The sequence below is a fragment of the Streptomyces sp. TLI_55 genome (assembly GCF_900206255.1).
Classification (GTDB): Bacteria; Actinomycetota; Actinomycetes; order Streptomycetales; family Streptomycetaceae; genus Streptomyces; species Streptomyces aquilus.
This window is the reverse complement of sequence record NZ_OAOJ01000001.1, coordinates 8,115,110-8,139,968: the sequence shown is the minus strand read 5'-3', so window position 1 is coordinate 8,139,968 and position 24,859 is coordinate 8,115,110. Positions and strand designations below refer to the sequence as shown.

Annotated in this window: 25 protein-coding genes; 7 read left to right on the top strand and 18 right to left on the bottom strand. The window is 71.8% G+C overall.

The annotated features are described in order from the left end of the window. Positions 1 to 10 precede the first annotated feature (10 nt). Positions 11 to 1,039: an SDR family oxidoreductase gene (locus tag CRP56_RS37265; protein ID WP_097271676.1), complete on the top strand. Its 1,029-nt coding sequence runs from the start codon at positions 11 to 13 to the stop codon at positions 1,037 to 1,039. A 70-nt stretch (positions 1,040 to 1,109) separates the two neighbouring features. Here CRP56_RS37265 and CRP56_RS37260 read toward each other — a convergent pair whose 3' ends face one another. From CRP56_RS37260 to CRP56_RS37250, 3 genes are all read right to left on the bottom strand, one after another. After that, entirely contained in the window at positions 1,110 to 1,346 is a 237-nt protein-coding gene (locus CRP56_RS37260; protein ID WP_097271674.1) for a hypothetical protein, read from the bottom strand. Between the two features lie 88 nt (positions 1,347 to 1,434). Then, positions 1,435 to 2,724, bottom strand: a complete 1,290-nt coding sequence (locus CRP56_RS37255; protein WP_097271672.1) for an ROK family transcriptional regulator — start codon at positions 2,722 to 2,724, stop codon at positions 1,435 to 1,437. A gap of 75 nt (positions 2,725 to 2,799) precedes the next feature. After that, positions 2,800 to 3,693, bottom strand: a complete 894-nt coding sequence (locus tag CRP56_RS37250; RefSeq protein ID WP_097271671.1) for a DUF3626 domain-containing protein — start codon at positions 3,691 to 3,693, stop codon at positions 2,800 to 2,802. A 103-nt stretch (positions 3,694 to 3,796) separates the two neighbouring features. Here CRP56_RS37250 and CRP56_RS37245 point away from each other — a divergent pair, with 103 nt between their 5' ends. After that, positions 3,797 to 4,291 (top strand): FBP domain-containing protein, encoded by a 495-nt coding sequence (locus CRP56_RS37245; RefSeq protein WP_097271670.1) that lies wholly within the window; start codon positions 3,797 to 3,799, stop codon positions 4,289 to 4,291. Position 4,292: 1 nt separating this feature from the next. Here CRP56_RS37245 and CRP56_RS37240 read toward each other — a convergent pair whose 3' ends face one another. Next, positions 4,293 to 5,294: a quinone oxidoreductase family protein gene (locus CRP56_RS37240; protein ID WP_097271668.1), complete on the bottom strand. Its 1,002-nt coding sequence runs from the start codon at positions 5,292 to 5,294 to the stop codon at positions 4,293 to 4,295. Between the two features lie 107 nt (positions 5,295 to 5,401). On the opposite strand from CRP56_RS37240, the gene CRP56_RS37235 reads away from it, so the two are divergent. Then, the gene (locus CRP56_RS37235; protein WP_097271666.1) at positions 5,402 to 5,983 is read left to right on the top strand and encodes a CGNR zinc finger domain-containing protein; all 582 of its coding nucleotides are present in this window, start codon (positions 5,402 to 5,404) and stop codon (positions 5,981 to 5,983) included. Positions 5,984 to 5,992: 9 nt separating this feature from the next. Here CRP56_RS37235 and CRP56_RS37230 read toward each other — a convergent pair whose 3' ends face one another. Further along, positions 5,993 to 6,577: a TIGR03086 family metal-binding protein gene (locus CRP56_RS37230; protein WP_097271664.1), complete on the bottom strand. Its 585-nt coding sequence runs from the start codon at positions 6,575 to 6,577 to the stop codon at positions 5,993 to 5,995. Between the two features lie 117 nt (positions 6,578 to 6,694). Here CRP56_RS37230 and CRP56_RS37225 point away from each other — a divergent pair, with 117 nt between their 5' ends. Next, complete coding sequence (locus tag CRP56_RS37225; RefSeq protein ID WP_097271662.1) at positions 6,695 to 7,930, top strand: FUSC family protein; 1,236 nt, start codon at positions 6,695 to 6,697, stop codon at positions 7,928 to 7,930. A gap of 82 nt (positions 7,931 to 8,012) precedes the next feature. Then, positions 8,013 to 9,218: a lactonase family protein gene (locus CRP56_RS37220; protein ID WP_097271660.1), complete on the top strand. Its 1,206-nt coding sequence runs from the start codon at positions 8,013 to 8,015 to the stop codon at positions 9,216 to 9,218. Here CRP56_RS37220 and CRP56_RS37215 read toward each other — a convergent pair. Next, on the bottom strand, positions 9,186 to 9,911 hold the full coding sequence (locus tag CRP56_RS37215) for a DUF2470 domain-containing protein (protein WP_097274822.1): 726 nt from the start codon (positions 9,909 to 9,911) through the stop codon (positions 9,186 to 9,188). The genes CRP56_RS37220 and CRP56_RS37215 overlap by 33 nt on opposite strands. Positions 9,912 to 10,007: 96 nt before the next feature. Beyond that, positions 10,008 to 10,616 carry a TetR/AcrR family transcriptional regulator gene (locus CRP56_RS37210; protein ID WP_097271658.1) on the bottom strand — a complete coding sequence of 203 codons (609 nt, stop codon included), beginning with the start codon at positions 10,614 to 10,616 and terminating at the stop codon, positions 10,008 to 10,010. A 129-nt stretch (positions 10,617 to 10,745) separates the two neighbouring features. Between CRP56_RS37210 and CRP56_RS37205 the strand changes: the two genes are divergently transcribed. Beyond that, entirely contained in the window at positions 10,746 to 12,362 is a 1,617-nt protein-coding gene (locus tag CRP56_RS37205; RefSeq protein WP_097271656.1) for a cytochrome P450, read from the top strand. A gap of 448 nt (positions 12,363 to 12,810) precedes the next feature. Here the strand turns inward: CRP56_RS37205 and CRP56_RS37200 are convergent, their stop codons facing one another. Then, positions 12,811 to 13,626 (bottom strand): pentapeptide repeat-containing protein, encoded by an 816-nt coding sequence (locus tag CRP56_RS37200; protein ID WP_097271654.1) that lies wholly within the window; start codon positions 13,624 to 13,626, stop codon positions 12,811 to 12,813. Between the two features lie 140 nt (positions 13,627 to 13,766). Between CRP56_RS37200 and CRP56_RS37195 the strand changes: the two genes are divergently transcribed. Beyond that, the gene (locus CRP56_RS37195; protein WP_097271652.1) at positions 13,767 to 13,967 is read left to right on the top strand and encodes a DUF5999 family protein; all 201 of its coding nucleotides are present in this window, start codon (positions 13,767 to 13,769) and stop codon (positions 13,965 to 13,967) included. A 1-nt stretch (position 13,968) separates the two neighbouring features. Here CRP56_RS37195 and sigJ read toward each other — a convergent pair whose 3' ends face one another. The 10 genes from sigJ to CRP56_RS37145 all read right to left on the bottom strand — a co-directional run bounded on the left by sigJ (position 13,969) and on the right by CRP56_RS37145 (position 24,739). Beyond that, on the bottom strand, positions 13,969 to 14,862 hold the full coding sequence (gene sigJ, locus CRP56_RS37190; RefSeq protein WP_097274820.1) for an RNA polymerase sigma factor SigJ: 894 nt from the start codon (positions 14,860 to 14,862) through the stop codon (positions 13,969 to 13,971). A gap of 55 nt (positions 14,863 to 14,917) precedes the next feature. After that, positions 14,918 to 15,661 carry a PIG-L deacetylase family protein gene (locus CRP56_RS37185; RefSeq protein ID WP_097271650.1) on the bottom strand — a complete coding sequence of 248 codons (744 nt, stop codon included), beginning with the start codon at positions 15,659 to 15,661 and terminating at the stop codon, positions 14,918 to 14,920. A 15-nt stretch (positions 15,662 to 15,676) separates the two neighbouring features. Continuing rightward, positions 15,677 to 16,978: an alpha/beta fold hydrolase gene (locus tag CRP56_RS37180; protein ID WP_097274818.1), complete on the bottom strand. Its 1,302-nt coding sequence runs from the start codon at positions 16,976 to 16,978 to the stop codon at positions 15,677 to 15,679. A gap of 101 nt (positions 16,979 to 17,079) precedes the next feature. Next, positions 17,080 to 18,105 carry a LacI family DNA-binding transcriptional regulator gene (locus CRP56_RS37175; protein WP_097271648.1) on the bottom strand — a complete coding sequence of 342 codons (1,026 nt, stop codon included), beginning with the start codon at positions 18,103 to 18,105 and terminating at the stop codon, positions 17,080 to 17,082. Between the two features lie 79 nt (positions 18,106 to 18,184). After that, positions 18,185 to 19,597, bottom strand: coding sequence for a BNR repeat-containing protein (locus CRP56_RS37170; protein WP_097271646.1), 1,413 nt, complete (start codon positions 19,595 to 19,597; stop codon positions 18,185 to 18,187). Positions 19,598 to 19,620: 23 nt separating this feature from the next. After that, positions 19,621 to 19,941, bottom strand: coding sequence for an L-rhamnose mutarotase (locus tag CRP56_RS37165; RefSeq protein WP_097271644.1), 321 nt, complete (start codon positions 19,939 to 19,941; stop codon positions 19,621 to 19,623). A gap of 17 nt (positions 19,942 to 19,958) precedes the next feature. After that, positions 19,959 to 21,038 (bottom strand): rhamnose ABC transporter substrate-binding protein, encoded by a 1,080-nt coding sequence (rhaS, locus tag CRP56_RS37160; RefSeq protein ID WP_097271642.1) that lies wholly within the window; start codon positions 21,036 to 21,038, stop codon positions 19,959 to 19,961. A 120-nt stretch (positions 21,039 to 21,158) separates the two neighbouring features. Next, positions 21,159 to 22,133: an ABC transporter permease gene (locus tag CRP56_RS37155; protein ID WP_097271640.1), complete on the bottom strand. Its 975-nt coding sequence runs from the start codon at positions 22,131 to 22,133 to the stop codon at positions 21,159 to 21,161. Continuing rightward, positions 22,126 to 23,181: an ABC transporter permease gene (locus CRP56_RS37150; protein ID WP_097271638.1), complete on the bottom strand. Its 1,056-nt coding sequence runs from the start codon at positions 23,179 to 23,181 to the stop codon at positions 22,126 to 22,128. The genes CRP56_RS37155 and CRP56_RS37150 overlap by 8 nt, the downstream gene beginning before the upstream one ends. Before the next feature lie 40 nt (positions 23,182 to 23,221). Beyond that, a complete protein-coding gene (locus tag CRP56_RS37145) occupies positions 23,222 to 24,739 on the bottom strand; it encodes a sugar ABC transporter ATP-binding protein (protein ID WP_097271636.1) in 1,518 nt (505 codons plus the stop codon). Positions 24,740 to 24,859 lie beyond the last annotated feature (120 nt).

The following is a 24,859-nucleotide window of genomic DNA, read 5'->3' as shown; positions in this document are numbered from 1 at the left end:
GGAGCCGAAGGTGAGCAGCACAACGGGCAGCAGGATCGTCGTCACGGGCGCCACCGGCAATGTCGGCACCAGCGTGGTGCGGCTCCTGTCGGAGGATCCGGACGTCGGTTCCGTGGTGGGGCTGGCGCGCCGGGCCCCCGAGTGGTCGCCGCCGAAGACGGACTGGGTCACGGTGGACCTGTCCTCCGAGGAGACGGATCTGGCGGCGGAGTTCACCGGTGCGTCCGCCGTGGTGCATCTGGCCTGGGCGTTCCAGCCGACGCATGATCCGGCCGTGACCTGGCGCACCAACGTCCTCGGGTCCATCCGGGTGTTCGAGGCGGTGGCCGCGGCCAAGGTGCCGACGCTGGTGCACACGTCGTCGGTGGGCGCGTACTCGCCGGGTCCGAAGGACGAGGCCGTGGACGAGTCGTGGCCGACGCACGGCTGGCCGGACGCCGCGTACTGCCGGGAGAAGGCCTATCTGGAGCGGGCCCTGGACACGTTCGAGCGCGACCACCCGGAGGTGCGGGTGGTACGGATGCGGCCGGCGTTCCTGTTCAAGCGGGAGTCGGCGAGCGAGCAGCGCCGTATCTTCGGCGGCCGTTTCCTGCCCGGGCCGCTGGTCCGCCCGGAGCTGCTGCCGTTCCTGCCGGACATCCCGGGCCTGCGGGTGCAGGCCCTGCACACGGACGACGCGGCCAAGGCGTACCGGCTCGCCCTGCGCTCGGAGGCCCGCGGCGCCTTCAACCTGGCGGCGGAGCCGCTGGTGGATGCCGACCTGCTGGGCGAGTTGCTCGGCGCCCGGCCGGTCCGCCTCCCTCGCACCGCGGCCCGCTCGGCGATCGCCGCGGCCTGGGGCCTCCATCTGCTGCCCGCCTCCCCGCACCTCTTCGACGCGGTCCTGCGCCTGCCCCTGATGGACTGCACCCGCGCCCGCACAGAACTGCGCTGGCGCCCGGACCACACGGCGACCGAGGTACTGGAGGAGTTCCTGATGGGGCTCCAGCAGGGGGCCGGGACGGGCACGGAGCCGATGCGGGGGCGGAAGGCGAGCTGATGCGGGGCCGGGTGACAGGCTGACCTTTGAGCCTGTCACCGGCCCCGCGCCGTCGACGGGACGGCTTCCGTCAGCCGGTGGGCTCCTGTGGTTCCGGATGCTCGGGGTGCACGGTGGCGGAGTGGGGCGCGCCCTGGCGGCCCGTGCCCGCCTCGTCCGTGTCGGGTACGTCGGTGGCGGGTTCGCCGTTCTCGTCGGGCGGTTCGGGGGTCGCGTCCCAGCGGTCCTCGCCCTGTCCGGCCTGCTGGTCCGGCAGGTCCCTCGGGACGGGTTCGCCGTCCGGTCCTGGGCGGTGCTTGTCGGCCACGGCGTCCTCCCTTCGCGTCGTACGGAAGACACGCGAGTACCTCCGCCGGTCGCCGGTGAAACCCGCTGACCGGCCGCCATGTGGGCCCTCAGTGCGGGGTCCGCTCCTCCAGGGCCGTACGCCAGGCGGGGTGCGGGCCCTCGGGAGCGGGTTCGGGACGGCGGCCGCCGCGGGCGAAGAAGTCGGCGAGCGGCAGGATCGCGGCGCCGACGGTGACCGCGTCGGGGCCGAGCCGGCCGAGGTCGATGGTGACCTTCTCGGCCGGGTGCCGCAGGGCGTACGAGGCCGCGTGGCGGCGTACGGCGGGCAGGAAGCGGGTGCCCAGCTGGAGGCCCGCCCAGCCGCCGATGAGGATGCGCTCGGGCTGGAAGAGGTTGATCAGATCGGACAGGCCCGCGCCCAGGTACTCGGCGGTCTCCTCCAGCACGGCCAGCGCGACCGGGTCGGCGGCGCTGTCGTCGGCCGGGTAGGCAGCGGCGAGCATCGCGGTCAGCGCCGTCTCCTCGTCGGTGCCCTCGGGAGGCCGGCCGCCCTCCTCGCGCCAGCGGTCGAGCAGCGACTCGGCGCCCGCGTACGCCTCCAGGCAGCCGAGTGCGCCGCACCGGCAGCGGCGGCCCCGCACCCGTACGGTCAGATGCCCCCACTCGACCGCCCGGCCGTTCTCCACCTCGGGCGTGACCAGGCAGGCGCCGACGCCGGAGCCGAAGAGGACGACGACCGCGTTGTGCGCGCCGCGTCCGCCGCCGAACCACATCTCGGCCTGGCCGAGGGTCTTGGCGCCGTTGTCGATGAAGTACCGGACGGTGTCGGGGAGTCGGGAGGTCGAGCGGAGCAGGGCCTCCAGCGGGACCGCGTCCCAGCCGATGGTCTGGCCGTGGACCACGGCTCCGCGCTCCGGGGTGCGCTCCACGATGCCGGGGACACCGATGCCGACGCCGAGGAGCTGTTCGGGGGCGATGTCCGCGTCGGCGAGGACCTCGGCGACACCGTCGCGGATGTGGCCGACGATGACCTCGACGTCGTAGCGCTGCTGGGTCAACGGCCGTTCGGCGCGGGCCAGTTCGGTGAGGGTCAGGTCGAACAGCTCGACGCGGACCCGGGTCTCGCCGACGTCGACGCCGATCATGTGGCCGCTGCCGGGGGCCACGCGCAGCAGGGTGCGGGGGCGGCCGCCGTCGGAGTCGACGCTGCCGGCCTCCTCCAGCAGGCCGTCGGCGACGAGATCGGCGACGACGTTGCTGACCGAGCCGGAGCTGAGGCCGGTCGCCGGGCCGAGTTCGAAGCGGCTGAGGGGTCCGTCGAAGTAGAGCCGTTGCAGCACGGCTGTCCGGTTGGCCCGCCTCAGATCGCGTACCGTGCGCCCGTTCCGCCCCGCCATGTGGCTCCCCTCCGACCCCTGTCCGACCTGCAACATACCGCTGCGGGGGCATGGAAGGCGACTTTCCCCACCCTCTTAATTCACGATGTGAACTATGACGGGGGTCTCCGTGCCGCGATCGGAGTCGCCGACCGGGGCGCCGTAGCGGGCGAGGGTGTGCCAGATCATCTTCAGGTCCTGGAGGTCGTGGCGGCCGGTGCGGGCGGCGTCGCCGAGGACCCTCGGGTCGATGTGGCCGTCCTCGGCGATCCGGGCGCCCAGTTCGGTGTACTCCTCGCCCCGGTAGTCCGCGTGCAGGCGCAGTTCCGGCACGCTCAGCCGGTATCCGGGGTGCCACTCCACGGGGCAGGGCAGCAGCCGGGCCGCCGCCTCGACGGCCGTGCCGCGGTAGCAGGCGTCCAGCACGAGCGCCTCCACGTCCCCGGCGAGGCTGACGCCGTCGTGGATCTGGGCCTCGATGTAGTCGTTGAGGGCGTCCTGGTCGTCCGCCTCGGCCAGGGCGATCAGGGACATCCCGGCGGCCACGCCGAAGTGGGCGGGCTCGGCGGCGCTGTCGGGGTAGCAGAAGGTGGCCCGGGGCAGCGCGGCGGAGGTCAGCCGGAAGTGCGAGGAGCCGAACCTCGGAGCCGCGCCGACGATCTGCCGACGGAAGTTCAGCGCGCCGTACACAGGCCGGTCGTGCGGGGCGGCCTCGTCGTAGGCACCGCCGAAGATGCGGCTCTCCCAGCGCCAGCGGTCGCCGCCGGGGTGCGCGGTCAGGCCGCCGTTGCTCGTGCCCGTCACGAACTGGGAGTGGTAGGCGCCGTCCCGCAGCAGCGCCTCCAAAATGGGCAGCCCGCCGGTCAGCCGGTCCGGGTGGAAGTTCAGCGTGATGCGCACGTCGGGGGCGACGGCCGACCCCGACGACCGTGCCGCCACGTGCCGCAGCGCCGCCCGGGCCCGCGGTGACCGGACGCCCTCGAAATTCACTGGCTCCTCCTCGGTGGGGTCGACTACCCTGGCAGAACCTAGGGACACTAGGTAATTCGCCCACTTGTTTCAGCTGGAGCAAGAATCCCAAGGAGGCTCTTCCATGAGATCACTGACCGAGGCCGACATCCGCAATGCTTTCGTCAATTGCTCCAAAGGAGAGGCCAAGCGCCTGACCGTGCCCCGCGATCTCGACGAACGCCCTTGGGACGACCTGGACTTCCTCGGCTGGCGAGATCCCGGAGCGCCGGACCGCAGCTATCTGGTCACCGAGCGGCGCGGGCGCCCCGTCGGCCTGAGCATGCGACTCGCGTCCGCGCACCGCGGCTTTCTGCACCGCAGCATGTGCTCGCTGTGCCTGACGACCCACCCGGGCGGCGGCGTCGCGCTGATGACCGCCCGCAAGGCGGGCGCGGCCGGGCGCGAGGGCAACTCGGTCGGTCTGTACATGTGCTCCGACCTGGCCTGTTCGCTCTACGTGCGCGGCAAGCTGTCGCCGCAGAGCACCCTGCGGATCGAGGAGAGCCTGACGCTTGACGATCAGATCGCCCGGGCCAGGGGCAATCTGTCCGCCTTCCTCGACAAACTGGACGCCTGATTCAGTCCAGGGCACCCACGGCCAGCACGATCTTGCCGCGGTTCGCCCTGTTCTCCAGCCGCTCGTGCGCGGTGCGCGCCTGCGCGAGCGGCAGCACCGTCTCGACCGGCACGCGATAGACGCCCGCGGCGACCCGGTCGGCCAGTTCCCGCAGGTCGGCCCGGGGGTCGTAGCCCTGGAGCTGCCGGTTGGTGAGCTGGAAGCCGTGGATCGTCACGTTCTTCGGGTAGAAGTCGCGGGTGTCGATCGTGCTCGGCTCCAGCGCCACGTTGGCGAGAGCGACGACCCGGCCGCCCTGCGCGACCTGGCGCAGACTCCGACCGAAGGCCGCGCCCCCGACGGTGTCGAGGACGACCTCGGCGCCGCGCCCGTCCGTCAGCCGCAGCACCTCCTCGACCTCGGCGTCACCGGGGTGCGCGGAGGTGTCGAGCGTGGCGTCCGCCCCGAACTCCCCCGCCCAGGCGGCCTTCTCGGCCGATCCGGCGAGCGCGATCACGCGTGCCCCGGCGTCGGCGGCGATCTGCACGGCCGCGGTGCCGACCCCGCTCGCCGCGGCCTTCACCACCACGGTGTCGCCCTTGCCGACCCGGGCGAGGTGCCGTACGCAGTACCAGGCGGAGAGCCACGCGATGGGCAAGGTGGCCGCCTCGACCAGGCCCACACCCTCGGGCAGCACGGCCACCTGGGTGGCGGGCACCACCGCCAACTCGGCATAGAAACCGGGGGACTTCCCCCCGTCCAGGGCGACGACCCGCTGCCCGACCGCGAGCCCCTCCACCCCCTCCCCCAACTCGGCGATCACACCGGACGCCTCGGCCCCCGGGATCAGCGGGGGCTTGCCGGCGCGGTGGTAGACACCGCGCCTGAGGAGGGCGTCGGCGCGGTTCACTCCGGCCGCCGCGACCCGTACGAGCACCTCCCCCGGCCCCGGCACCGGATCCGGCACCTCGACCTCGACCAGCACCTCGGGCCCGCCGAACTCGTCGATCCGCACCGCACGCATACCCCACCCGCTTTCCCACGCCGTTGACACCACTTGAACAGGTGTCACCTTGCGACACTGGTTCAAGGGGTGTCAAGGTCTGGCCCGTGGCGGGTAGGCTCGATGTCGTGACCGCGACCAGCCCCGACCCCGATCTCTTGTTCCCGTTCATCGGGGGGCGCCCCTGCCTGAACTTCGTCGCCACGCTCGGCAAACGGCACGCCACGCCCAAGGAGCGGCTCCCCGACACCGCCGCCCTGGCGCGCTGGCTGACCCAGGCGGAGCTGGCCGCGGGCGAGGAGCCGGTGCGGGTGACCGCGCGGGAACTCGCGGACGCACGGCTGCTGCGCGAGGCCGTCCATCGCTTTGTGCGGGCCGCCATGGCAGGTGAGACGCCGGACCCGGCCGACGTGGAGCTGATCAACGCCACCGCGGCGCGCCCGGATCTGGCACCCCAGTGGGGCGCGGTGCGCTGGACGGCGAGGCATCCCGCGCGGGCGGCCCTGGCCACCGTCGCGCGGGACGCCGTACTGCTGGCGAGCGGGCCGTCGATGGCGCGGGTCAAGGAGTGCGAGAACCCGGAGTGTTCCCTGCTGTTCCTCGACGACTCCCAGGCCCGGCGGCGGCGTTGGTGCTCGATGGAGCGGTGCGGCAACCTCGCGAAGATCGCCGGTTACCGGTCCCGCAGCCGGGCCGTGGGCAGCGCCTGACCTCAGGGTTCAGGGCTTCCAGTGCGGGTCGCGGCCGAGGAAGGCGAGCAGCGACTCGGCCCGGCCGGCGCCGGCCGGCACCTGCCGGGCGGGGGCGAACACCTGGTAGGAGTCGCGGAGATGGTCCACGAGGCGGTCCGCGAGCGGCCGGATGCCCTCGGCCAGCTCCTCCGTGAGCGGTAGGTCCTGGCCCGTCCCGACGGCGATGTCCCAGGCGTGCACGGCCGCGTCCATCGCGGCCGCCGCGGCGGCGAACGGCAGGGACAGCGGGCCGAGGGGCGTGGGCACCGCCTCGCTGTCCGCGGGCAGCCCCGCGTACGCGGCCGCCACCGCCCGCAGCACCTCGTCGAGCTGCGCCGACGGGTCCGCGGCGAGGGCGTCCTCGGGGTGGAAGGGGTCGGAGTCGGGGCGCCCGCCGGTGATCGCGAGACCGTAGCCCTGCTGGTCGATCCGCGCGTGGTTGAACACCTGGCGTGCCGTCCACTCGCTGCACGGCGTCGCCGCTCCCCAGGCCCCCGCCGGCACCCCCGCGACCACCTCGCGGAGATAGTCGTGCGCACCTGTGAGAACCTCGAACCCTCGGGTGTCCGCCATCACTGGTCTCCCCTCTTGCCGCCGACCTGCTGTTGCCAACAATCTAGGCAGCCTTGCGGACAGTTACGGTCCGCAATGGGTACGCCTCCGCACATGTGGAAGAGGAACAGCCTGAGGATGCTGGATGTACGTGAGTGGATGACGTCCCTGGTGCGCTCCGCGAAGCGACACAGGGACCCCGCGGTCGTCCATGCGCTGCGGTCCGCGGCCGCGGCGACGATCGCGTACGTCATCGCGCTGCACCTGAGCCCGGAGCCGGCCCCGCTCACCGCGCCCCTGACCGCGCTGCTGGTCGTCCAGGTAACCCTCTACGCGACCCTCACCAACGGCATCCGCCGGGTCAACTCCGTGGTGGCCGGCGTGCTGGTCGCCATCGCCTTCAGCCTGCTGGTCGGACTGACCTGGTGGAGCCTCGCACTGCTGATCCTGGCCTCGCTGGGGGTGGGGCATCTGGTGAAGGTCGACGAGTACGTGCCCGAGGTGGCGATCAGCGCGATGCTGGTCCTCGGGGTGACGACGGTCGGGGACACCGCGTGGGCGCGGGTGCTGGAGACGCTGATCGGGGCGGTCGTCGGCCTCGGCTTCAACCTGCTGTTCGCGCCGCCGGTGTGGGTGGACGAGGCGGGCGAGTCGATCGAGGGGCTGGCCCGCCGGGTACGGCAGTTGATGCTGCGCATGGGCGAGGAGGCCGCGAGCCGCACGCCCGTGGAGCGCGCGCGGGAGCGGCTGCACGAGGCACGCCGGCTCGACCACGACATCGTCGAGGTGGACGCCGCCCTGCGGCAGGCCGAGGACAGCCTGCGGCTCAATCCGCGCGTCCGTGAGGGGCTGCTGCACCGGGTGGTGCTGCGCACCGGTCTGGACACGCTGGAGATCTGCACGGTCGTGCTGCGGGTGCTCGCCCGCACCTTCGCCGACCTCGCCAAGGAACGCGACCCCGAGCCGCTGTTCGGCGCGCAGTCGGGCGCCGCCGTGGACCAGCTGCTGTCCGAGATCGCGGACGCCATCGTCAGCTTCGCGGTGCTGGTCACCGCCCATGTCAGCCAGAGCGCCGAGTCGGCCGAGGAGCGGCTCACCTCCGAGCTGCGGCAGGCCGCGGCCACCCGCGACAAGCTCGCCCAGCTGCTCCTGGAGGAGGTGCAGCGCGACGCCCGCCAGTGGCAGCTGCACGGGGCGGTGCTGACCGAGGTGAACCGCATCCTCGACGAGCTGGACACCGAGCACCGCTCGCGCCGGCTGCTGGAGGAGCTGGACCGCACCTCCCAGGAGCAGCGCGAGCGACTGCCGCGGCTGACCAGGTTCCAGGAGAGCGTACGCAGGAACCGGCTAGCTCTCGCGAGGCGTTCCAGGTGACTGGCAGAGGCGCGTGTTTGCGTACGGGACGCCGTCCGGGTCATGGTGGCCGGTGACCGAGCAACCGACCTGAGGTGCGTGCATGGGCAGGGGCGACTGGAGCAGGCGTCGGTTCGTCGGCGCGCTCGCGGGGGCGGCCACGGTGACGGTGCTTTCCTCGTGCGACGACGCCGGGCCCGAGGCAGCCCGGAGCCCTCGGGCCGTGGCACCGGAGGCAGGCCCGAGCACCGCCGACACGGCACCCTCTCCCACCCCGTCCGGCCCGCGGCCCCTGGCCCTCGGCACCTACACCTCCGTCGAGGACGGCGGCACCGGCATCGCCTTCGCCACGTACGACACCGAGACCGGCGAGGTGACCCGGGGCGGCACGCTCACCGGCGTCGGCGACCCGTCGTATCTCGCCCTGCACCCCGACCGGCGCACGCTGTACGCGGTGAACGAGCGCGAGAAGGGCGCCGTGACCGCCGTACGGCTCGCCGACCGCACGGTGCTGGGCAGCCGGAGCACCGGCGGCGGGGCGCCCTGTCATCTGTCGGTGCATCCGGGCGGGCGCTGGCTGCTGAGCGCGAACTACGGGGACGGCAGTGTGGCCGTGCATCCCCTCGACGCCTCGGGGGCGATCGGCGAGCGCGCCGACCTCGTCACGCACTCCACGCCGAAGCCGGGGCCGGGGCAGGAGGGCCCGCACGCCCACCAGTTCGTCACGAGCCCGGACGGCGGTCATCTCCTCGCCGTCGACCTGGGCACGGACACGGTCTACACGTACCGCCTCGACGAGCGGACCGGACAGCTCACCCAGGTCGCGCAGGCCCACACCCGGCCGGGGGCCGGGCCGCGGCATCTCACGTTCCATCCCCGCGGCCGGTACGCGTACCTCGCCAACGAGGTCGACAACACCGTCGCCGTCTGCGCCTACGACGCCGAGACCGGGCACCTCGCCATCGGCGGGGCGCAGTCCACGGGGACCGGCTCGGGGACCAGCTATCCGGCGCAGCTCGTGGTGACGCCGGACGGCCGGTACGCCTACCTCGCCAACCGGGGCCACAACAGCCTCACGCGCTACGCGGTGGAGGCGGACGGCGCCCGGCTCAGGCTGCTCGACACGGTGCCGGTGGCCGGTGACTTCCCGCGGCAGATCGCCCTGTCCCCGGACGGCACCCTGCTGTTCGCGGCGAACCAGCGGTCGGGCACGGTGAGCGTGTTCCGCGTGGACGCGGGCAGCGGTCGGCTGCGGCTCGCGGGCAGGCCGTTCGCGTCACCCGTCGCCGTCTGTGCGCTGCCGCTGTAGCGCCCGCGGGCAGGAGGCCGAGGCGGCCTGGCCGAGCAGGACGTGCATGCGCTCGGTGAGCTGTCCGACGTCGTCGGCGGGCCGGTGGAAGGGCAGGCGTACGTCGCCGTGGGCGCGGGCGCGCTCGATGCGCAGGGTCAGTCCGTGCCGGTCGACCGCGACGGGCCGGACCTTGACGGCGCCGTGCAGGCTGTCGGGTTCGACGAGCCGGGTGAGGCGCTCGACCGCGTCGGCGTGGCAGTCGGCGAGATGCGTCAGCAGCCGGGCCTCGGCGCCGGCCAGCGGGTCGGGCGTGGCGGCGGCGAACTCGTCGAGGCCGACGACGACGGCGCCGGACGGCTGCCGCAGGACGACCCGCGTCGCGGTGAACGCCAGCCGGTCGTCCTCGGGGGCGAACCAGCCGGCGAGCCACAGCCGGGCCCGGACACGGTTGCGTACGGGAACGGGCGAGACGTCGGCGAACTCCAGCACGGCGGACGGCTCTCCGCGCGGTGCGCAGATCGCGGCCGCGAGCAGCGCGCTGTCGTCGGGGACGTCGAGGTGCACCCGGCCGTCCTCGGCGACCGTGTGCGCGCCGACGAGTTCCTCACGACCGCCGTCCGCGGTCACGGCGCACGACCACGCGGTGGCGAGCACCGAGCGCGCCCGCTCCGCCGCGGAAGGCGCGGCCGCCCAGCTGTGGCTGTCACCGATCCCAGCACCCATCCCAGACCTCCTTAGGTAAGCCTTGCCTAACTTATCGGAGTTCGGAGCGCACGCCAACCACCACCCCTGACCCTTCGCGAAAGTTCAGACCCCGAGGACGCCCAGCAGCGCGCGAGCACACAGGTCACGCACCTGCTCCCGGGACAACTCCGAGCCCCTCAGCCACTCCAGACAGACAGCCGTGATGAACGCCAGCCAGCCGCGCACGGCAAGCGTGGTCTCGGGCCGCGCCTCGAAGCCGGCGCCGAACTCGGGGTCCGCGGCCAGTGCCGCCAGGATCTGGCGCTCCTGCGCGGCCAGCGCCTGCTGATAGACCTTGCGCACGGCCTGGTCCCCGGCCGCGTCGGCCCGGTGGAAGGCACGGAAGCCATGCGCGTGGGCCTCGACGTACTCCAGGAACGTGTCGAGTCCCGCGGCCAGTTGTTCGCGCACCGGGACGCCGGGGACCGCCGCGGTCATCCGCAGCATCCGGCCGCTCTCGCGCTCGACGACCGCCGCGAAGAAATCCCGCTTGTTCGGGAAGTAGTGGTAGAGCAGCCCGCGCGAGACACCGGCGATCTCGGCGACGCGCTCGATCCACACGTCGTCGTACGGGCTCTCCGAGAACAGCCGCGCGCCGACGGAGAGGAGTTGCTCCCGGCGCTCCTCGGTGCTGAGCCGGCGGCGGGTGCGCTCCCCCTGGTTGGCGGCCATGACCGCACCTTATCCCGACCACGGTTCCCTCACTTGACGCCGGTTCAACGCCGGGACCAGACTTGAGCGCGTTATTGAACCCACGTACAACACGCCCCAACCCGCCCCCGTACCAAGGGAGATCGCGTCATGGCGGAGACGAGCAACCAGGCGACGCTGCCGAAGGGGTTCCGCAGCGCCGAGCAGGGCTGGCCCGAGCTGCACCGCATCCCGCATCCGCCGCGACGGCTGCCCCTCCTCGGCGATGTGCTGGGGGCGAACCGGCGCACCCCGCTCCAGGACTCCCTCAAGTACGCCCGTCAGCTGGGGCCGATCTACCGGCGCAAGGCCTTCGACCGGGAGTTCGTGTTCGTCTGGGGCGCCAAGCTGGCGGCCGACCTCGCGGACGAGACGCGGTTCGCGAAGCACGTGGGGCTCGGGGTGGCCAATCTGCGGCCGGTCGCCGGGGACGGGCTGTTCACGGCCTACAACCACGAGCCGAACTGGCAGCTGGCGCACGACGTCCTCACGCCGGGCTTCAGCCGGGAGGCGATGGAGGGCTACCACCCGATGATGCTGGCCGTGGCCGGGCAGCTCACGGACCACTGGGACGCGGAGCTGGCGGCGGGCCGCACGGTGGACGTGCCCGGCGACATGACCAAGCTGACGCTGGAGACGATCGCGCGGACCGGTTTCGGCCATGACTTCGGCTCCTTCGAACGCTCGCGCCCGCATCCCTTCATCACCGCGATGGTGGGCACGCTGTCCTACGCCCAGCGGCTCAACTCCGTGCCGTGGCCGGGGCTGTTGCGCCGGGCGGGGCGGCGGAACGAGGCCGACATCGCCTATCTGAACCGCACGGTCGACGACCTGGTGCGGGAGCGCCGGAAGGCCGACGGCGGCGACGGGGACCTCCTCGACCGAATGCTGGAGACCGCCCACCCGGAGACCGGTGAGCGGCTGTCCGCGGAGAACGTCCGGCGCCAGGTGATCACGTTCCTGGTGGCCGGGCACGAGACCACCTCGGGCGCGCTGTCCTTCGCCCTGCACTACCTCTCCCACCACCCGGACGTCGCGGCGCGCGCCCGCGCGGAGGTGGACCGGGTGTGGGGCGACGCGGAGTCACCCGGCTACGACCAGGTGGCCCGGCTCCGCTACGTCCGCCGGGTCCTCGACGAGTCGCTGCGGCTGTGGCCGACTGCGCCCGCCTTCGCCCGGGAGGCCGTCGAGGACACGGTGCTGGCCGGGGAGCACCCGATGCGGCGGGGCGCGTGGACGCTCGTCCTCACGCCGATGCTGCACCGCGACCCCGAGGTGTGGGGCGCGGACGCGGAACGGTTCGACCCGGACCGCTTCGACCCCAAGGCGGTACGGCAGCGTGCCCCGCACACCTTCAAGCCGTTCGGCACGGGCGCCCGGGCCTGCATCGGCCGCCAGTTCGCCCTGCACGAGGCCACGCTGGTGCTGGGGCTGCTGCTACGCCGCTACGACCTGCGCGCCGACCCGGCCTACCGGCTGCGGGTGACGGAGCGGTTGACCTTGATGCCGGAGGGGCTGCGGCTGGGGTTGGAGCGACGGCAACGGGCGGGGGTGGCGGTCGGTTTGGGGGCGGAGGCGGACTCAGGGGCTGGGGCGACCTCCGGGGCCGAGGCGGCTTCAGGGCCTGGGGTGGCCTCGGAGACTGGGGTGGTCTCGAAGGCTGCGGTCGAGGTGGAGGTGGCGCCGGGGGCGGAGGCGCGGTGCCCGGTGCACGGGGTGGCGGACTGAGGCCGGGGCGGGCGCCCAGCGTCCCTCGGCGCCGGGCAGCAGGGCGCCGTCACCCGGTGCACGGGGTGGCGGACCGAGGCCGGGGCGGGCGCCCAGCGTCCCTCGGCGCCGGGCAGCAGGGCGCCGTCACCCGGTGCACGGGGTGACGGACCGAGGCCGAGGCGGGCGCCCAGCGTCCCTCGGCGCCGGGCAGCAGGGCGCCGTCACCCGGTGCACGGGGTGACGGACCGAGGCCGAGGCGGGCGCCCAGCGTCCCTCGGCGCCGGGCAGCAGGGCGCCGTCACCCGGTGCACGGGGTGACGGACCGAGGCCGAGGCGGGCGCCCAGCGTCCCTCGGCGCCGGGCAGCAGGGCGCCGTCACCCGGTGCACGGGGTGACGGACTGAGGCCGGGGCGGGCGCCCGGCGTCCGTTGGCGCCGGGCGGCAGGGCGCCGTCACCCGGCGCGGGTCAGCCCCGCGTCCAGTGCCCCGGGCGCGTGACCGGCGACGGCAACCGGGTGCCCGCGCTGCCCCGTGCCGCGTTCACCTGTGGCTGGGTCAGGAAGAAGGCGTCGGTGAGGTCCGCGTCCGTGAGGTCGGTGTCGCGGAGGTCGGCGCCGATCAGGTCCGCGCCGCGCAGGTCGGCGCCGGTGAGGTCGGCGGCGATGAGGTAGGCGCCGCGGAGGTTGGCGCCGCGCAGGTCGGCGTTGCGGAGGCGGGCGCCCATGAGGTCCGCGCCCCGGCGGTCCTTCTTCTTGCCTCGGGTGCCGGCCCGGACCAGTTCGCTGGTCCGCAGCAGGAGCACGTTGACCTCCTGACGGTGCGCGCCCACGTCCAGCGCACCCAGCTCCTCCGGGGTCCGGAGGGTGAGTTCCTCCGTCCGCTCCAGCATGCGGCGCAGGTCGGCGTGGACCGGGCGGGCGGCGGGGAGGGTGAGCGCCTCCGTGAGATACCAGAGCAGTTCGTGCAGCTGGCGCACGACCGGGAAGACGTCGAACATGCGGCGCGCGTGCTCACGCCCGCCGGTCCGCCAGTCCGCGCCGCCGAAGGTCACCTGCGAGACCTTCTGACCGGCGCCGAAGCAGTCGTAGACCGTACAGCCGGTGAAGCCCTGCTGCCGCAGCCGGGCATGGATGCCGCACCGGTGGTCGTCCTGGAGGTTGGCGCAGGGCTTGCCGGCCGGCTTGTCGACGGCGAAGTCCGTCGAGGCGGTGAACGGCAGGGCGACGCAGCACAGTCCGAAGCAGTTCCCGCAGTCCCCGCGCAGGGCTGTGTGATCTTGCATGTGTCCAGGATACGGAACGAGAACTCACCGATGAATTTCCCCCGGTGTGGGGGTCTCCACATACAGCGGAAAACAAACTCGGCTACCACTGAGATGCAGCCGACGGAAGCAGGAGCCACACCGCATCGAGGAGAGACGTCATGTGCAGCCACCAGCCCGCGTGCCCCGCCGCCGAGAGCCCCGACCACCACGCCGCGGTGATCGTCTCGGCCCACCCCGAACAGGGCTGGAGCCTGCTGTGCAACGGCACCATCGTCTTCGACGACACCGGTGAGCTCCTCCCGGACGGACGGGCGGTGAGCCCGCACCGTCCGGTCGGCGCGGTGCTGGTGGCCGTCTGACTCAGCCCTCCGTGCCCGGCACGTCGAGGCGGGCGAGCCGCTCGGGGTCGGCCAGGATGTGCAGTTCGGTGATCCGGCCGTCCACGACGGTGACGCCCATGACCGAGAGCAGCTGCCCCTCCTGCGCGTTGATCACCCCGATCGCGCCGTTGACCAGCGCCAGCTCCGCGAACTGTGCGAACTGCCGGAAGAGCACGGCCTGTTCGGCCACCGGCTTGGCACCGCGCACCAGCTTGGACACCGCCGCCCCGCCGACCAGCGCACCGGAATCGGCCCGCAGCACGACATCCGGGTCCAGGACCGCGAGCAGGGCCTCGAAGTCCCCGCCGCGGGCGGCGCTCATGAAGGCCTCGACGACCTTCCGCTGCCGGCCGAGGTCGGGCTCGGCGGACGGGGTGGCGCCCTTGACCCGGCGCCGGGCGCGGCTGGCGAGCTGCCGGGTGGCGGCCGGACTCTTCTCCACGATCGCGGCGATGTCGTCGAAGGGCACGGCGAACATGTCGTGCAGCACGAACGCGAGCCGTTCGGCGGGCTCCAGGGTCTCCAGGACCACGAGCAGGGCGAGGCCGACGGAGTCCGCCTGGAGCACCTCCTGCTCGGGGTCGATCCGTGCCAGCGGGGTGAGCACCGGGTCGGGCACGAACGTGTCGTCCAGCGGGTCCTCGCGGCGCGTGGTGCGGGAGCGCAGCATGTCGAGGCAGACCCGGCCGACGACCGTGGTGAGCCAGCCGCCGAGGTTGCGGATGTCGTCCGCCTCGCTCCGGCCGAGCTTCAGCCAGGCCTCCTGCACGGCGTCCTCGGCCTCGGCGAGCGAGCCGAGCATGCGGTAGGCGACCGCCTTGAGCTGCGGCCGGTGCTCCTCGAAGCGGTCGGCCAGGACGTCGGTGTCGGTCATGTTCTCCCCCGTTGTCATCGTCATCCGCCGAACAGCGTCAGCTGCTCAACTGCTGTCATCTGCTGAACAGTTCGAAGGCCACGGCGGGTGTCCCGCCGAAGCGTTCCGCGGTCTGCTCCGCCACGCCGGTGAGGAAACCTCGGGCGTAGGTCTCCGGGTCCTCCGTCGTCAACGCCTCGATGTACGCGCGGTGTTCCAGGAGCGAGCGCACCGCGCGCTCCAGACCGGGCGTCGCGTCCACCGCGTGGGTGGGCGAGGACGAACCGGCCACGGCCACCCAGCGGACGCCGTTCCAGGGCTCCAGGCCCTGTTCCACCAGTTCCGGGAAGATCCAGCGGTTGCCCGCGTCGCCGGCCGCGTCGAGCGTGGCCCGGCCCACCGCGACATGGTCGGGGGTGTTCCAGGCGACACCGCCCCAGGTGTCGCGGTGGTTGAGGGTGATCACCAGCTCCGGCCGATGCCGGCGGATCGCGGCGGCGATGTCCCGCCGCAGCGCGGTGCCGTACTCGATCACGCCGTCCCGGTGGTCCAGGAACTCCACGGCCGACACCCCGACGACCGCGGCACTGGACCGCTGCTCCCGCTCGCGCAGCGGGCCGCACTTCGCCGGCTCCAGGGTGTCGATGCCCGCCTCGCCCCGGCTCGCCAGGACGTAGGCGACCTCACGACCGGTGTCGGTCCAGGCGGCGATCGCCGCCGAGCAGCCGTACTCGAGGTCGTCCGGGTGGGCGACCACGGCGAGCGCACGCTGCCAGTCGTCGGGCATGGGCTGGAGTTGAGTCGTCGTCGGCTCGATCATGCTTGAACAGTAACGTCACACCTCGTCGCGGGTGAGGGCGAGCAGCCGGTCGAGGACGCGCGGGCCGCCGGCCCGGACGCCGTCGTGCTCGAACTCGTCGGTGACCCAGGTGCGCAGGCCGCGGATGGCGCGGGCGGTCTGGAGGGAGTGCGTCGTGTCGACGTACATGTCGTCGTGGTAGACCGCCGCGGCGACCGGGACCGTGTTGGCGGCGAGGCGGGCGCTGTCGTAGAGCGGCTTCCAGTCGGTGCGGGCGGCGAGGAGTTCGGCGGTCTCCCGCAGGGGGCGCAGGGCCGGGTCCGTCTCGAACATCCAGGGGTGGATCGACTCGCCGGTGAACAGCAGCGGTCCGTCGTCCGTGAGCGTCTTGGCCGCGTCGAACTGCGGGAACTCGGCGCGGACGCGTTCCGCGGACCAGGCGGTGGGGCGGTCGTCCTGGCCGTAGATCGCCTCGTGGACGAGCGCGTAGAGCGGGTGTCCGGCGTACGACAGGAGGCCCTGGACCTCTTCCTGGAAGGCGTCGGAGAGAGCCGGGCCCTGCGGGGTGGGCACGAACGCCTCTTCCAGGAGGAAGTGCAGGCGGTGGCTGCCCTCGCCGCCGCCGAGGACGATGCCGAGCGACTGGAAGGCCTCGACGGTGAGGCGGTAGCCGTTGGGGAGGACCACGTCGTGGTGGAGGAGGTGTTCGGCGATGCGGCGGGCGCGCTCGACGTCCTGCGGGTAGCGGGCGTAGTGGGCGGCGACCTTGCGTTCGATGCGCGGGTAGGCCGCCCGGTAGATGTCGTCGGCGTGGGCGTCGAGGGAGGGCAGGCCGCCGGTGATCACGGCGGCGCTGAGGCCCTCGGGGGCGGTCGAGAGGTAGTTGACCGCGCAGAAGCCGCCGAAGCTCTGGCCGAGGACGGTCCAGGGGGCATCGCCGGTGAGCTGCGGGCGGATGGTCTCGCAGTCGCGGACGATCGAGTCGGAGCGGAAGTGCGCGAGGTAGTCGGCCTGTTCGGCGGGGCCGCCGCGCAGCGGGAGCGTCTGCCGGTTGGCGGGCGTGGAGTGGCCGGTGCCGCGCTGGTCGAGGAGAAGGACCCGGTACTCCTTCAGGGCGCGGCCGAGCCAGGCCGGCTTGCCGACGAAACGGTTGGCGCCGAAGCCCGGGCCGCCCTGGAGGTAGACCAGCCACGGCAGATCCTGCCGCGCCTTGTCACCGGCGACCACCTCACGGGCGTAGAGCTCGATCGTCTCCCCCTCGGGGGTGTCGTGGTCGAGCGGCACGGTGAAGTGGTGGTCGGTGAGGACGACGCCGGGCTGGCGGTAGGTCGCGGTCAACGGGGCTCCCGGGACGGACGGACGTGCGGACGCGTCCCAGTTCAGCACATGCCCGTCCGATATCCGATGCCTGGGATCATGAAATCGGACTGAACGGCGGATCAGCGGGCGGACAGGCTGGAGCGGCGTACGACCAGTTCGGGCTGGAGCACGACCCGGCGGTGCTCGTGCCGTCGGGGGGCGGTCTCCGCCTCCGTCTCCTCCAGCAGCAGTTCGGCGGCCAGGGCGCCCATGGTGACGGCGGGCTGGCGGACCGAGGTGAGCGGGACGGCCGCGGCGGCAGCGAACTCGATGTCGTCGTAGCCGACGATGGCGAGGTCGTCGGGGACGTTGATCCCGGCCGCGTACATGGCCTGGAGGACGCCGAGGGCGAGCAGGTCGTTGGCGCAGAAGACGGCGGTGGGGCGGTCGGCGAGGCCGAGCAGACGGGCGCCGGCGTCCCGGCCCGCGGCGACGTCGAGGCGCTCGGTCGGCAGCTCGCGCAGCACGTCGGGGCTCAGGCCTGCCTCGGCGAGGGCGCTCAGGGCGCCGGTGCGGCGGTCGCGGACCTGGTTGAAGCCGGGCGGACCGCTGACGTACGCGATATTGCGATGCCCGGCGTCGATGAGATGCCGTACGGCCAGGGCGCCGCCGGCGACGTCGTCGACGGAGACCGAGCACTCCGTGGTGCCCTCGGCGACCCGGTCGACGAGCACGAAGGGGATGCCGTGGCGCCGGAAGCTCTGGATGTTGCGGCCGGTCGCGTCGGCCGGGGTCAGCAGCACGCCGCGGACCCGCTGCTCGGCGAAGAGCGAGAGGTACTCGGCCTCCTCCGCCGGGCTCTCCGCGCTGTTGCAGACCATCACGCCGAGCCCGGCGTCGCGGGCGGCCCGCTCGGCGCCGCGCGCGACGTCGACGAAGAAGGGGTTGCCCATGTCGAGGACGAGCAGCCCCATGATCCGGCTGCGTCCGGCGCGCAGCTGGCGGGCGGACTCGCTGCGGACGTAGCCGAGCCGGTCGATCGCGGAGAGCACCCGCGCGCGTGTCTCGGTCGCGACGGAGTCCGGGCGGTTGATGACGTTGGAGACCGTGCCCACCGACACTCCGGCGGCGCGGGCCACGTCCTTGATACCCACCGACTGGGCCATCGGACAGGAACCTCCAGGTGAAAGAGGGGCGGCGGGCAGGCCATCACATTACCGGCACTCCGCCCCGAAGCGATCCCGGTCAGGCGGGCAGCGCGAAGTCGACGACATGGAGCGCCGACGGCGTCGTACCGCTGGACTTCTCCTGGTACATCACCGACAGGACGTTGTCCTGGGCGACGCGCGTCTCGTCGATCACGACCTCGCCGAAGGCGTTGAGGCCGCTGCCGTCGTACAGGAGCATCCAGTCGGTGTGGCCGGACGCCTTGGAGGCGCCGGCGATCCGGCCGTACGGGAGGATCGCGTAGGCGTTGTCGTACTTGTCCAGGACCAGTTTGGTGCGCTGACTGGAGTTGAGGGGGACCGGGATCTCGGTCTTCTGCCAGGCACCCGCGGAGTTCTTGCGGACGTGGAAGGCGCGGCCGTTCGCGGTGCGGTCGGCGACGTAGTTGGTGGTGCACTGGCCGAAGCGGCCGGGGACGTAACTGATGATCGCGTGCGGCAGGCCGGCGGAGTCGGTGAACTGGCTCTCCTGGTTCATCAGGGAGTGGTCCGGGTTCAGCGCGTCGATCACCAGGCCGGAGTCGGTGACGGCGACCTTGTCGCTGCCGCCGGTGGTGCCGACGACGGTGCCCGCGTTGTTGCGCCAGGTGCGGCCGCGGTCGTCGGAGTAGACGTAGCCGGTGTCGTGGTTGGTGAGGCCGCCGGAGGAGCACATCACGGCGCCGTTCTGCTCGCGCCAGGTGAAGAACGAGTGCAGCCGGCCGTTCCTGTCGTAGTCGATGCCGTGCAGGTACATGTTGCGGGCCGTCGAGGAGCCGTGCTCGCTGGTGTACGTGCCGGTGGAGCTCGACCACTCCCCGAGGTCGGTCCAGGTCGAACCGTCGTACTCCGCGAGCGCGTTGCGGCCGTTTCCGGAGATCGCCACACGGTAGCTGAGCTGGAGCTTGCCCTCGGGGGTGGCGATGAACTGCGGGTAGGTGAACTGGGGCGTGAGAGCTAGCCCGTCCAGCGTGGACTGGGGAGCGCCGAAGCGGGCGGCCGTCCAGCTCAGTCCGGCCGGGTTGTCCAGGAGCCCGGCGACCGACTTGACGTAGGTGAAGCCGTCGCTGTGGGAGTCCATGTTCAGGTGGAGCCGGCCGTCGGTCCTGGAGACGCCCATGGAGACGACGTTGTGGGAGTCGTCGGCCTTGAGGGTGTGGCCGACCTGGACCGTGGACCAGGTGCTGCCGCCGAGGACGCGGCGGCCGACGACGGCGTTCCTGTCGGCCGTGTACCAGACGGCGTACTGGTGGCCCTTGTAGGTCAGCAGGCCGTTCTTCTGGAACGAGTTGTTGTTGACCAGGCCGTCGTAGGAGACGAAGAAGACGGCCTGGCTGTCGAGCGTGGTGCTGCCCGTCTGCGTGACTGAGGGGCCGGGATCGGCGGCCCGCGCGATGCCCGGTGTTGCCACGGCGGCCAGTATCGCCGACGCGAGGACGGTACGTCTCTTCATGGAGGCGGCTCCTGAGGGGGAGATCAGGCGAGGTGGAACACTTCGGTGAGCGGTTTCATGGCCTCGTCGGGACGGGCGCCGTCCAGCGACTCGAAGAACGGCGCCATCTCCCGCTGCCAGCGGGCGTTGACCTCAGTGGCCTCCATGCCGGCCCGGGCGGCGGCGAAGTCCTCGGTCTCCAAGTAGCCGACCAGCAGGCCGTCCTCTCTGAGGAACAGCGAGTAGTTGTGCCAGCCGGTGGCCGAGAGCGCGTCCAGCATCTCCGGCCACACGGCGGCGTGCCGCTCGCGGTACTCGTCCAGGCGGTCCGCACGGACCTTCAGAAGGAAGCACACGCGCTGCATCAACGACCCTCCAGGGCCTAGAAGTTGAACTGGTCGATGTTCTTGGCGTCGAACACGGTCGGCTTGCCGAGGTTGATCACGCCGTCCTTGCCGATGGTGTACGTGGTGTCGCCGGCCTTGAAGGTCTCGCCCTCCTTGCCGGTGATCTGACCGGACGCCAGGGCGACGGCGGTGCGCGCGGCGAGGTCGCCGAGCTTCGCCGGGTCCCACAGCTCGAAGCCCTCGACGGTGCCGTTCTTGACGTACTTGCGCATGTCGTTGGGGGTGCCGAGGCCGGTCAGCTTGACCTTGCCCTTGTACTTGGAGCCCGACAGGTACTGGGCGGCGGCCTTGATGCCGACGGTGGTCGGGGAGATGATCCCCTTCAGGTTCGGGTACTCCTGGAGCAGGCCCTGGGTCTGCTGGAAGGACTTCTGGGCGTCGTCGTCGCCGTAGGCCACCTTGACGAGCTTGATGTCCTTGTACTTCGGGTCCTTCAGCTCCTCCTTCATGAAGTCGATCCAGACGTTCTGGTTCGTCGCGGTCTGCGCGGCCGACAGGATCGCGATCTCGCCCTTGTAGCCGATCTGTTCGGCGAGCAGCTGCACCTCGGTGCGGCCCAGGTCCTCGGCGGAGGCCTGCGAGACGAAGGCGTTGCGGCACTCCGGCTTGGTGTCGGAGTCGTAGGTGACGACCTTGATGTCGTTCTTCATGGCCTGCTTGGTCGCGGTGCACAGGGCGCCCGGATCCTGCGCGGAGATGGCCATCGCGTCGACCTGCTGCTGGGTGAGCGTATTGACGTACGACACCTGGCCGGCGGTGTCGGTGGCGTTGGAGGGGCCGACCTCCTTGTAGCTGGAGCCCAGCTCCTTCAGGGCCGCCTCGCCGCCCTTGTCGGCGGAGGTGAAGTAGGGGTTGTTGACCTGCTTGGGCAGGAAGCCGACGGTCAGCCCCTTCTTGGTGGCCGCGTTCGGGTCGGCCTTGGCGGTGGTGGCCGCGGAGGCCCCCTCGTTCTCGACGTCCTTCTTGGTGGTGCCGCCACAGGCGGTGAGCGCGAGAGCGAGAGAGGTTCCGGCGGCGAGGGCCGCGCAGGCACGACGGAGGGATGACTTAGGCATGGCGAGGGTTCCTTTGAAAGAAGGGTGAGTGGAGATACCTGAGGGGCGCGGGACAGTGACATTTGCGGCTCCGCCGCGCGGGCGCGAGCAACCACAACGAGCCCGCAGTCTCAAGACGGCCTACGACGTGAGCCTTCGTGCCCTGGCCACTGCAATCTGCTTGGCAACTCGCGGCCCAAGCACAGACAGCACCAGCAACACACCCGTGACGACGATCTGCGACTGCGCCGAGACGTCCTGGAGGCTCATCACGTTCTGCAGTGCCCCCAGCAGGAACACCCCGGCAATGGCCCCACCGAGCGTCCCCTTGCCCCCGTCGAAGTCGATGCCACCGAGCAACACCGCCGCGATGACGGACAGTTCAAGCCCCGTCGCGTTGTCATACCGAGCGGACGCGTAGTGCAGCGCCCAGAAGATGCCGGTGAGCGAGGCCATCAGGCCCGTCACCGTGAACAGGACGAGCTTCTGCCGCTTGACGCGGATGCCGGCGAACCGCGCGGCCTCCTCGCTCGCGCCGATCGCGAACGTGGCCCGCCCGAACGCCGTGGCGTGCAGAACGATCACGGCGATCACGAGCAGCACGAGGAAGGGCACGAAAGCCTGCGGGACGAACGTGTCGCCGATCCGGCCGGCCGCGAAGTCCAGGTACTGGGTGGGGAAGTCGGTCACCGAGTCGGAGCCGAGCACGATCTGCGCGATGCCCCGGTACGCGGCGAGGGTGCCGATGGTGACGGCGAGGGAGGGCAGCCCGAGCCGGGTGACGAGCAGACCGTTGACGAGGCCGCAGACCACGCCGAGCAGCAGGCAGATCGGAATGATCGTCTCGATCGTCATGCCCTGGTTCCACAGGTAGCCCATCACGGCGCCGGAGAGACCGGCGGTGGAGGCGACGGAGAGATCGATCTCGCCCGAGACGACCAGAAGGGTCATCGGAAGGGCGACCAGGGCGATCGGAAGGGTGTTGCCGATCAGGAACGACAGGTTGAGCGCGTTTCCGAAACCGTCGACCGTTGCGAAGGACAGCAGGAGCACGACGATCAGAACGGCGCCGACGACCGTGTCCCAGCGGACGGCTCGCGTCAGAGACTCAGGCATGGCGGGCGTTCCTCTTCTTCAGGGCCGTCTTCTTCAGGGCCGAGGCCACGCGCAGCGCGACGATCCGGTCGACCGCGATGGCCAGGATGAGCAGGATGCCGTTGATGGCGAGCACCCACACGGAGCTGACGCCGAGCGCGGGCAGCATGCTGTTGACGGAGGTCAGCAGCATGGCGCCGAGGGCCGCTCCGTAGACGCTGCCGGAGCCGCCGGTGAAGACGACGCCGCCGACCACGACCGCGCTGACGACGGTCATCTCGTAGCCGGTGCCGGTGCCGGAGTCGACGTTGCCGAAGCGGGCCAGGTACATCGCGCCGGCGAGTCCGGCGAGGGCCCCGCAGAAGGTGTAGGCCGTCAGGATCCGCTTGCGGACCGGGATGCCCGCGAGGCGCGCGGCCTCGGGGTTGGAGCCGAGGGCGTAGAGCTCGCGGCCGCTGCCGAAGTGCTTCAGGTAGTAGGCGGTGACCACCAGCACGGCCAGCGCGATGAGCGCGAGATACGGCACGGCGGAGATGCCGCCGGAGCCGAAGTCGATGAACCCGTCGGGGAGGCCCGCCGCGGTGATCTGTCGCGAGCCGACCCAGATGGAGTCGACGCCTCGGATGACGTACATCGTGCCGAGGGTGACGACGAGCGCCGGTACCTGGCCGAAGCTGACCAGCAGGCCGTTGAGCAACCCGAAGCCGACGCCCAGCAGCACCGCGAGCAGCACGGCCACCCCGGCGTTGCCGCCGTCCTGGAGATGGACACCGGCCGCGAAGGCGCTGATGCCGAGCGTCGAGCCGACCGACAGGTCGACGTTCCGCGTGATCACGACCAGGGACTGTCCGGTGGCGACCAGCACCAGGATCGTCGCGTTGAGCAGCAGGTCCTTGATGCCCTGTTCGGACAGGAACTCGCTGTTGCCGGCCTGGGTGATGACGATCATCACCAGGAAGACGACCAGGATGGCGAGTTCGCGCATCTTGAAGACGCGGTCGACGAGCCGGGTGCCGCTGGACTTGGGCACCTCGGCGACGGGCGCCTTGTCAGGGGTGGTGACCGTCATGCGGCGGCCCTCCGGAGGGCAGGGGACGTCGTGGTGGGCCTCATGCGGCGGCCCTCCCGGTGGCTGCGGCCATCACGGTTTCCTCGGTGGCTTCGGAGCGCGGGATCTCGGCGGTGAGCCGGCCCTCGTGCATCACGAGTACGCGGTCGGCCATGCCGAGGATCTCGGGCAGGTCGGAGGAGATCATCAGTACGGCGACGCCGTCGGCGGCGAGTTCGCTGAGCAGCCGGTGCACCTCGGCCTTGGTGCCGACGTCGATGCCGCGGGTCGGCTCGTCGACGATCAGCACCTTGGGGCCGGTGGCCAGCCACTTGGCGAGGACGACCTTCTGCTGGTTGCCGCCGGACAGGGTGTTGACCGTGTCGGCGATCCGGGCGTACTTGACCTGGAGCTTGACGGCCCAGTCGAGGGACCGGCTGCGTTCGGCGCCGCGGTCCATCAGGCCGGCCTTCACGGTCGTACGAAGTCCGGTCAGGCCGATGTTGCGCTCGATGGACATGTCCATCACCAGGCCCTGGGCGCGCCGGTCCTCGGGGACGAGGGCGAGGCCCGCGGCCATGGCGGCGGAGGGGGCGCCGTTGATCAGTGGCTTGCCGTCCACGGAGACATCGCCCCCGTCCCAGCGGTCGATGCCGAACACCGCCCGGGCGACCTCGGTCCGGCCCGCCCCGACGAGCCCGGCCAGGCCGACGATCTCGCCGCGCCGCACCTGGAAGGAGACGTCGGTGAAGACACCCTCCCGGGTCAGGCGGTTCACCGTCAGGGCGACCTCGCCGGGGCGTACCTCCTGCTTCGGGTACAACTCGTCGAGGTCGCGGCCGACCATGCGGCGCACGAGGTCGTCCTCGGTCATGCCGTCGAGGGGCTCGCCGGCGATCCAGGCGCCGTCTCGGAGGGTGGTGACCCGCCCGCAGATCTGGAAGATCTCCTCCAGGCGGTGGGAGATGAACAGGACGGCCGCGCCCTGTTCGCGCAGGGTGCGCACGACGCCGAAGAGGCGGGCGACCTCGCTGCCGGTGAGGGCGGCGGTCGGCTCGTCCATGATCAGGACGCGGGCCTCGAAGGAGAGCGCCTTGGCGATCTCGACGATCTGCTGGTCGGCGATGGACAGGCCGCGCGCGGGGCGGTCGGGGTCGAGTTCGACGCCGAGGCGCCGCATCAGGGCGGCGGTGGCGGCGTGGGTGGCCTTGTGGTCGATCCGGCCGAGGGCTTTCCGGGGCTGACGCCCCATGAAGATGTTCTCGGCGATCGACAGGTCGGGGAAGAGCGTGGGCTCCTGGTAGATCACGGCGATACCGGCGTCGCGGGCGTCACCGGGGCCGTGGAAGACGACGGGCTCGCCGTCGAGGAGTACCTGACCGGCGTCCGGTCGGTGCACCCCGGCAAGGGTCTTGATGAGAGTCGACTTGCCCGCGCCGTTCTCGCCGGCGAGGGCGTGGACCTCGCCGGGGAACAGCTCCAGGGAGACGTCCCGCAGGGCGCGTACGGCTCCGAAGGACTTCGAGATGTCCTTGAGCGCCAGCACCGGGGCCGGTCCCGTGTCGGACGGGTGGGTCATGAGGGCTCCTCGACAACGCCCGGGGACTGCCCTCACGGCGTCGTGAAAGGTTTCAACTTGGTTGCCGGGACGTTAGGCATGGCGCCCAAGTCACGTCAATGGGTTCGTGTCGAAAAAATT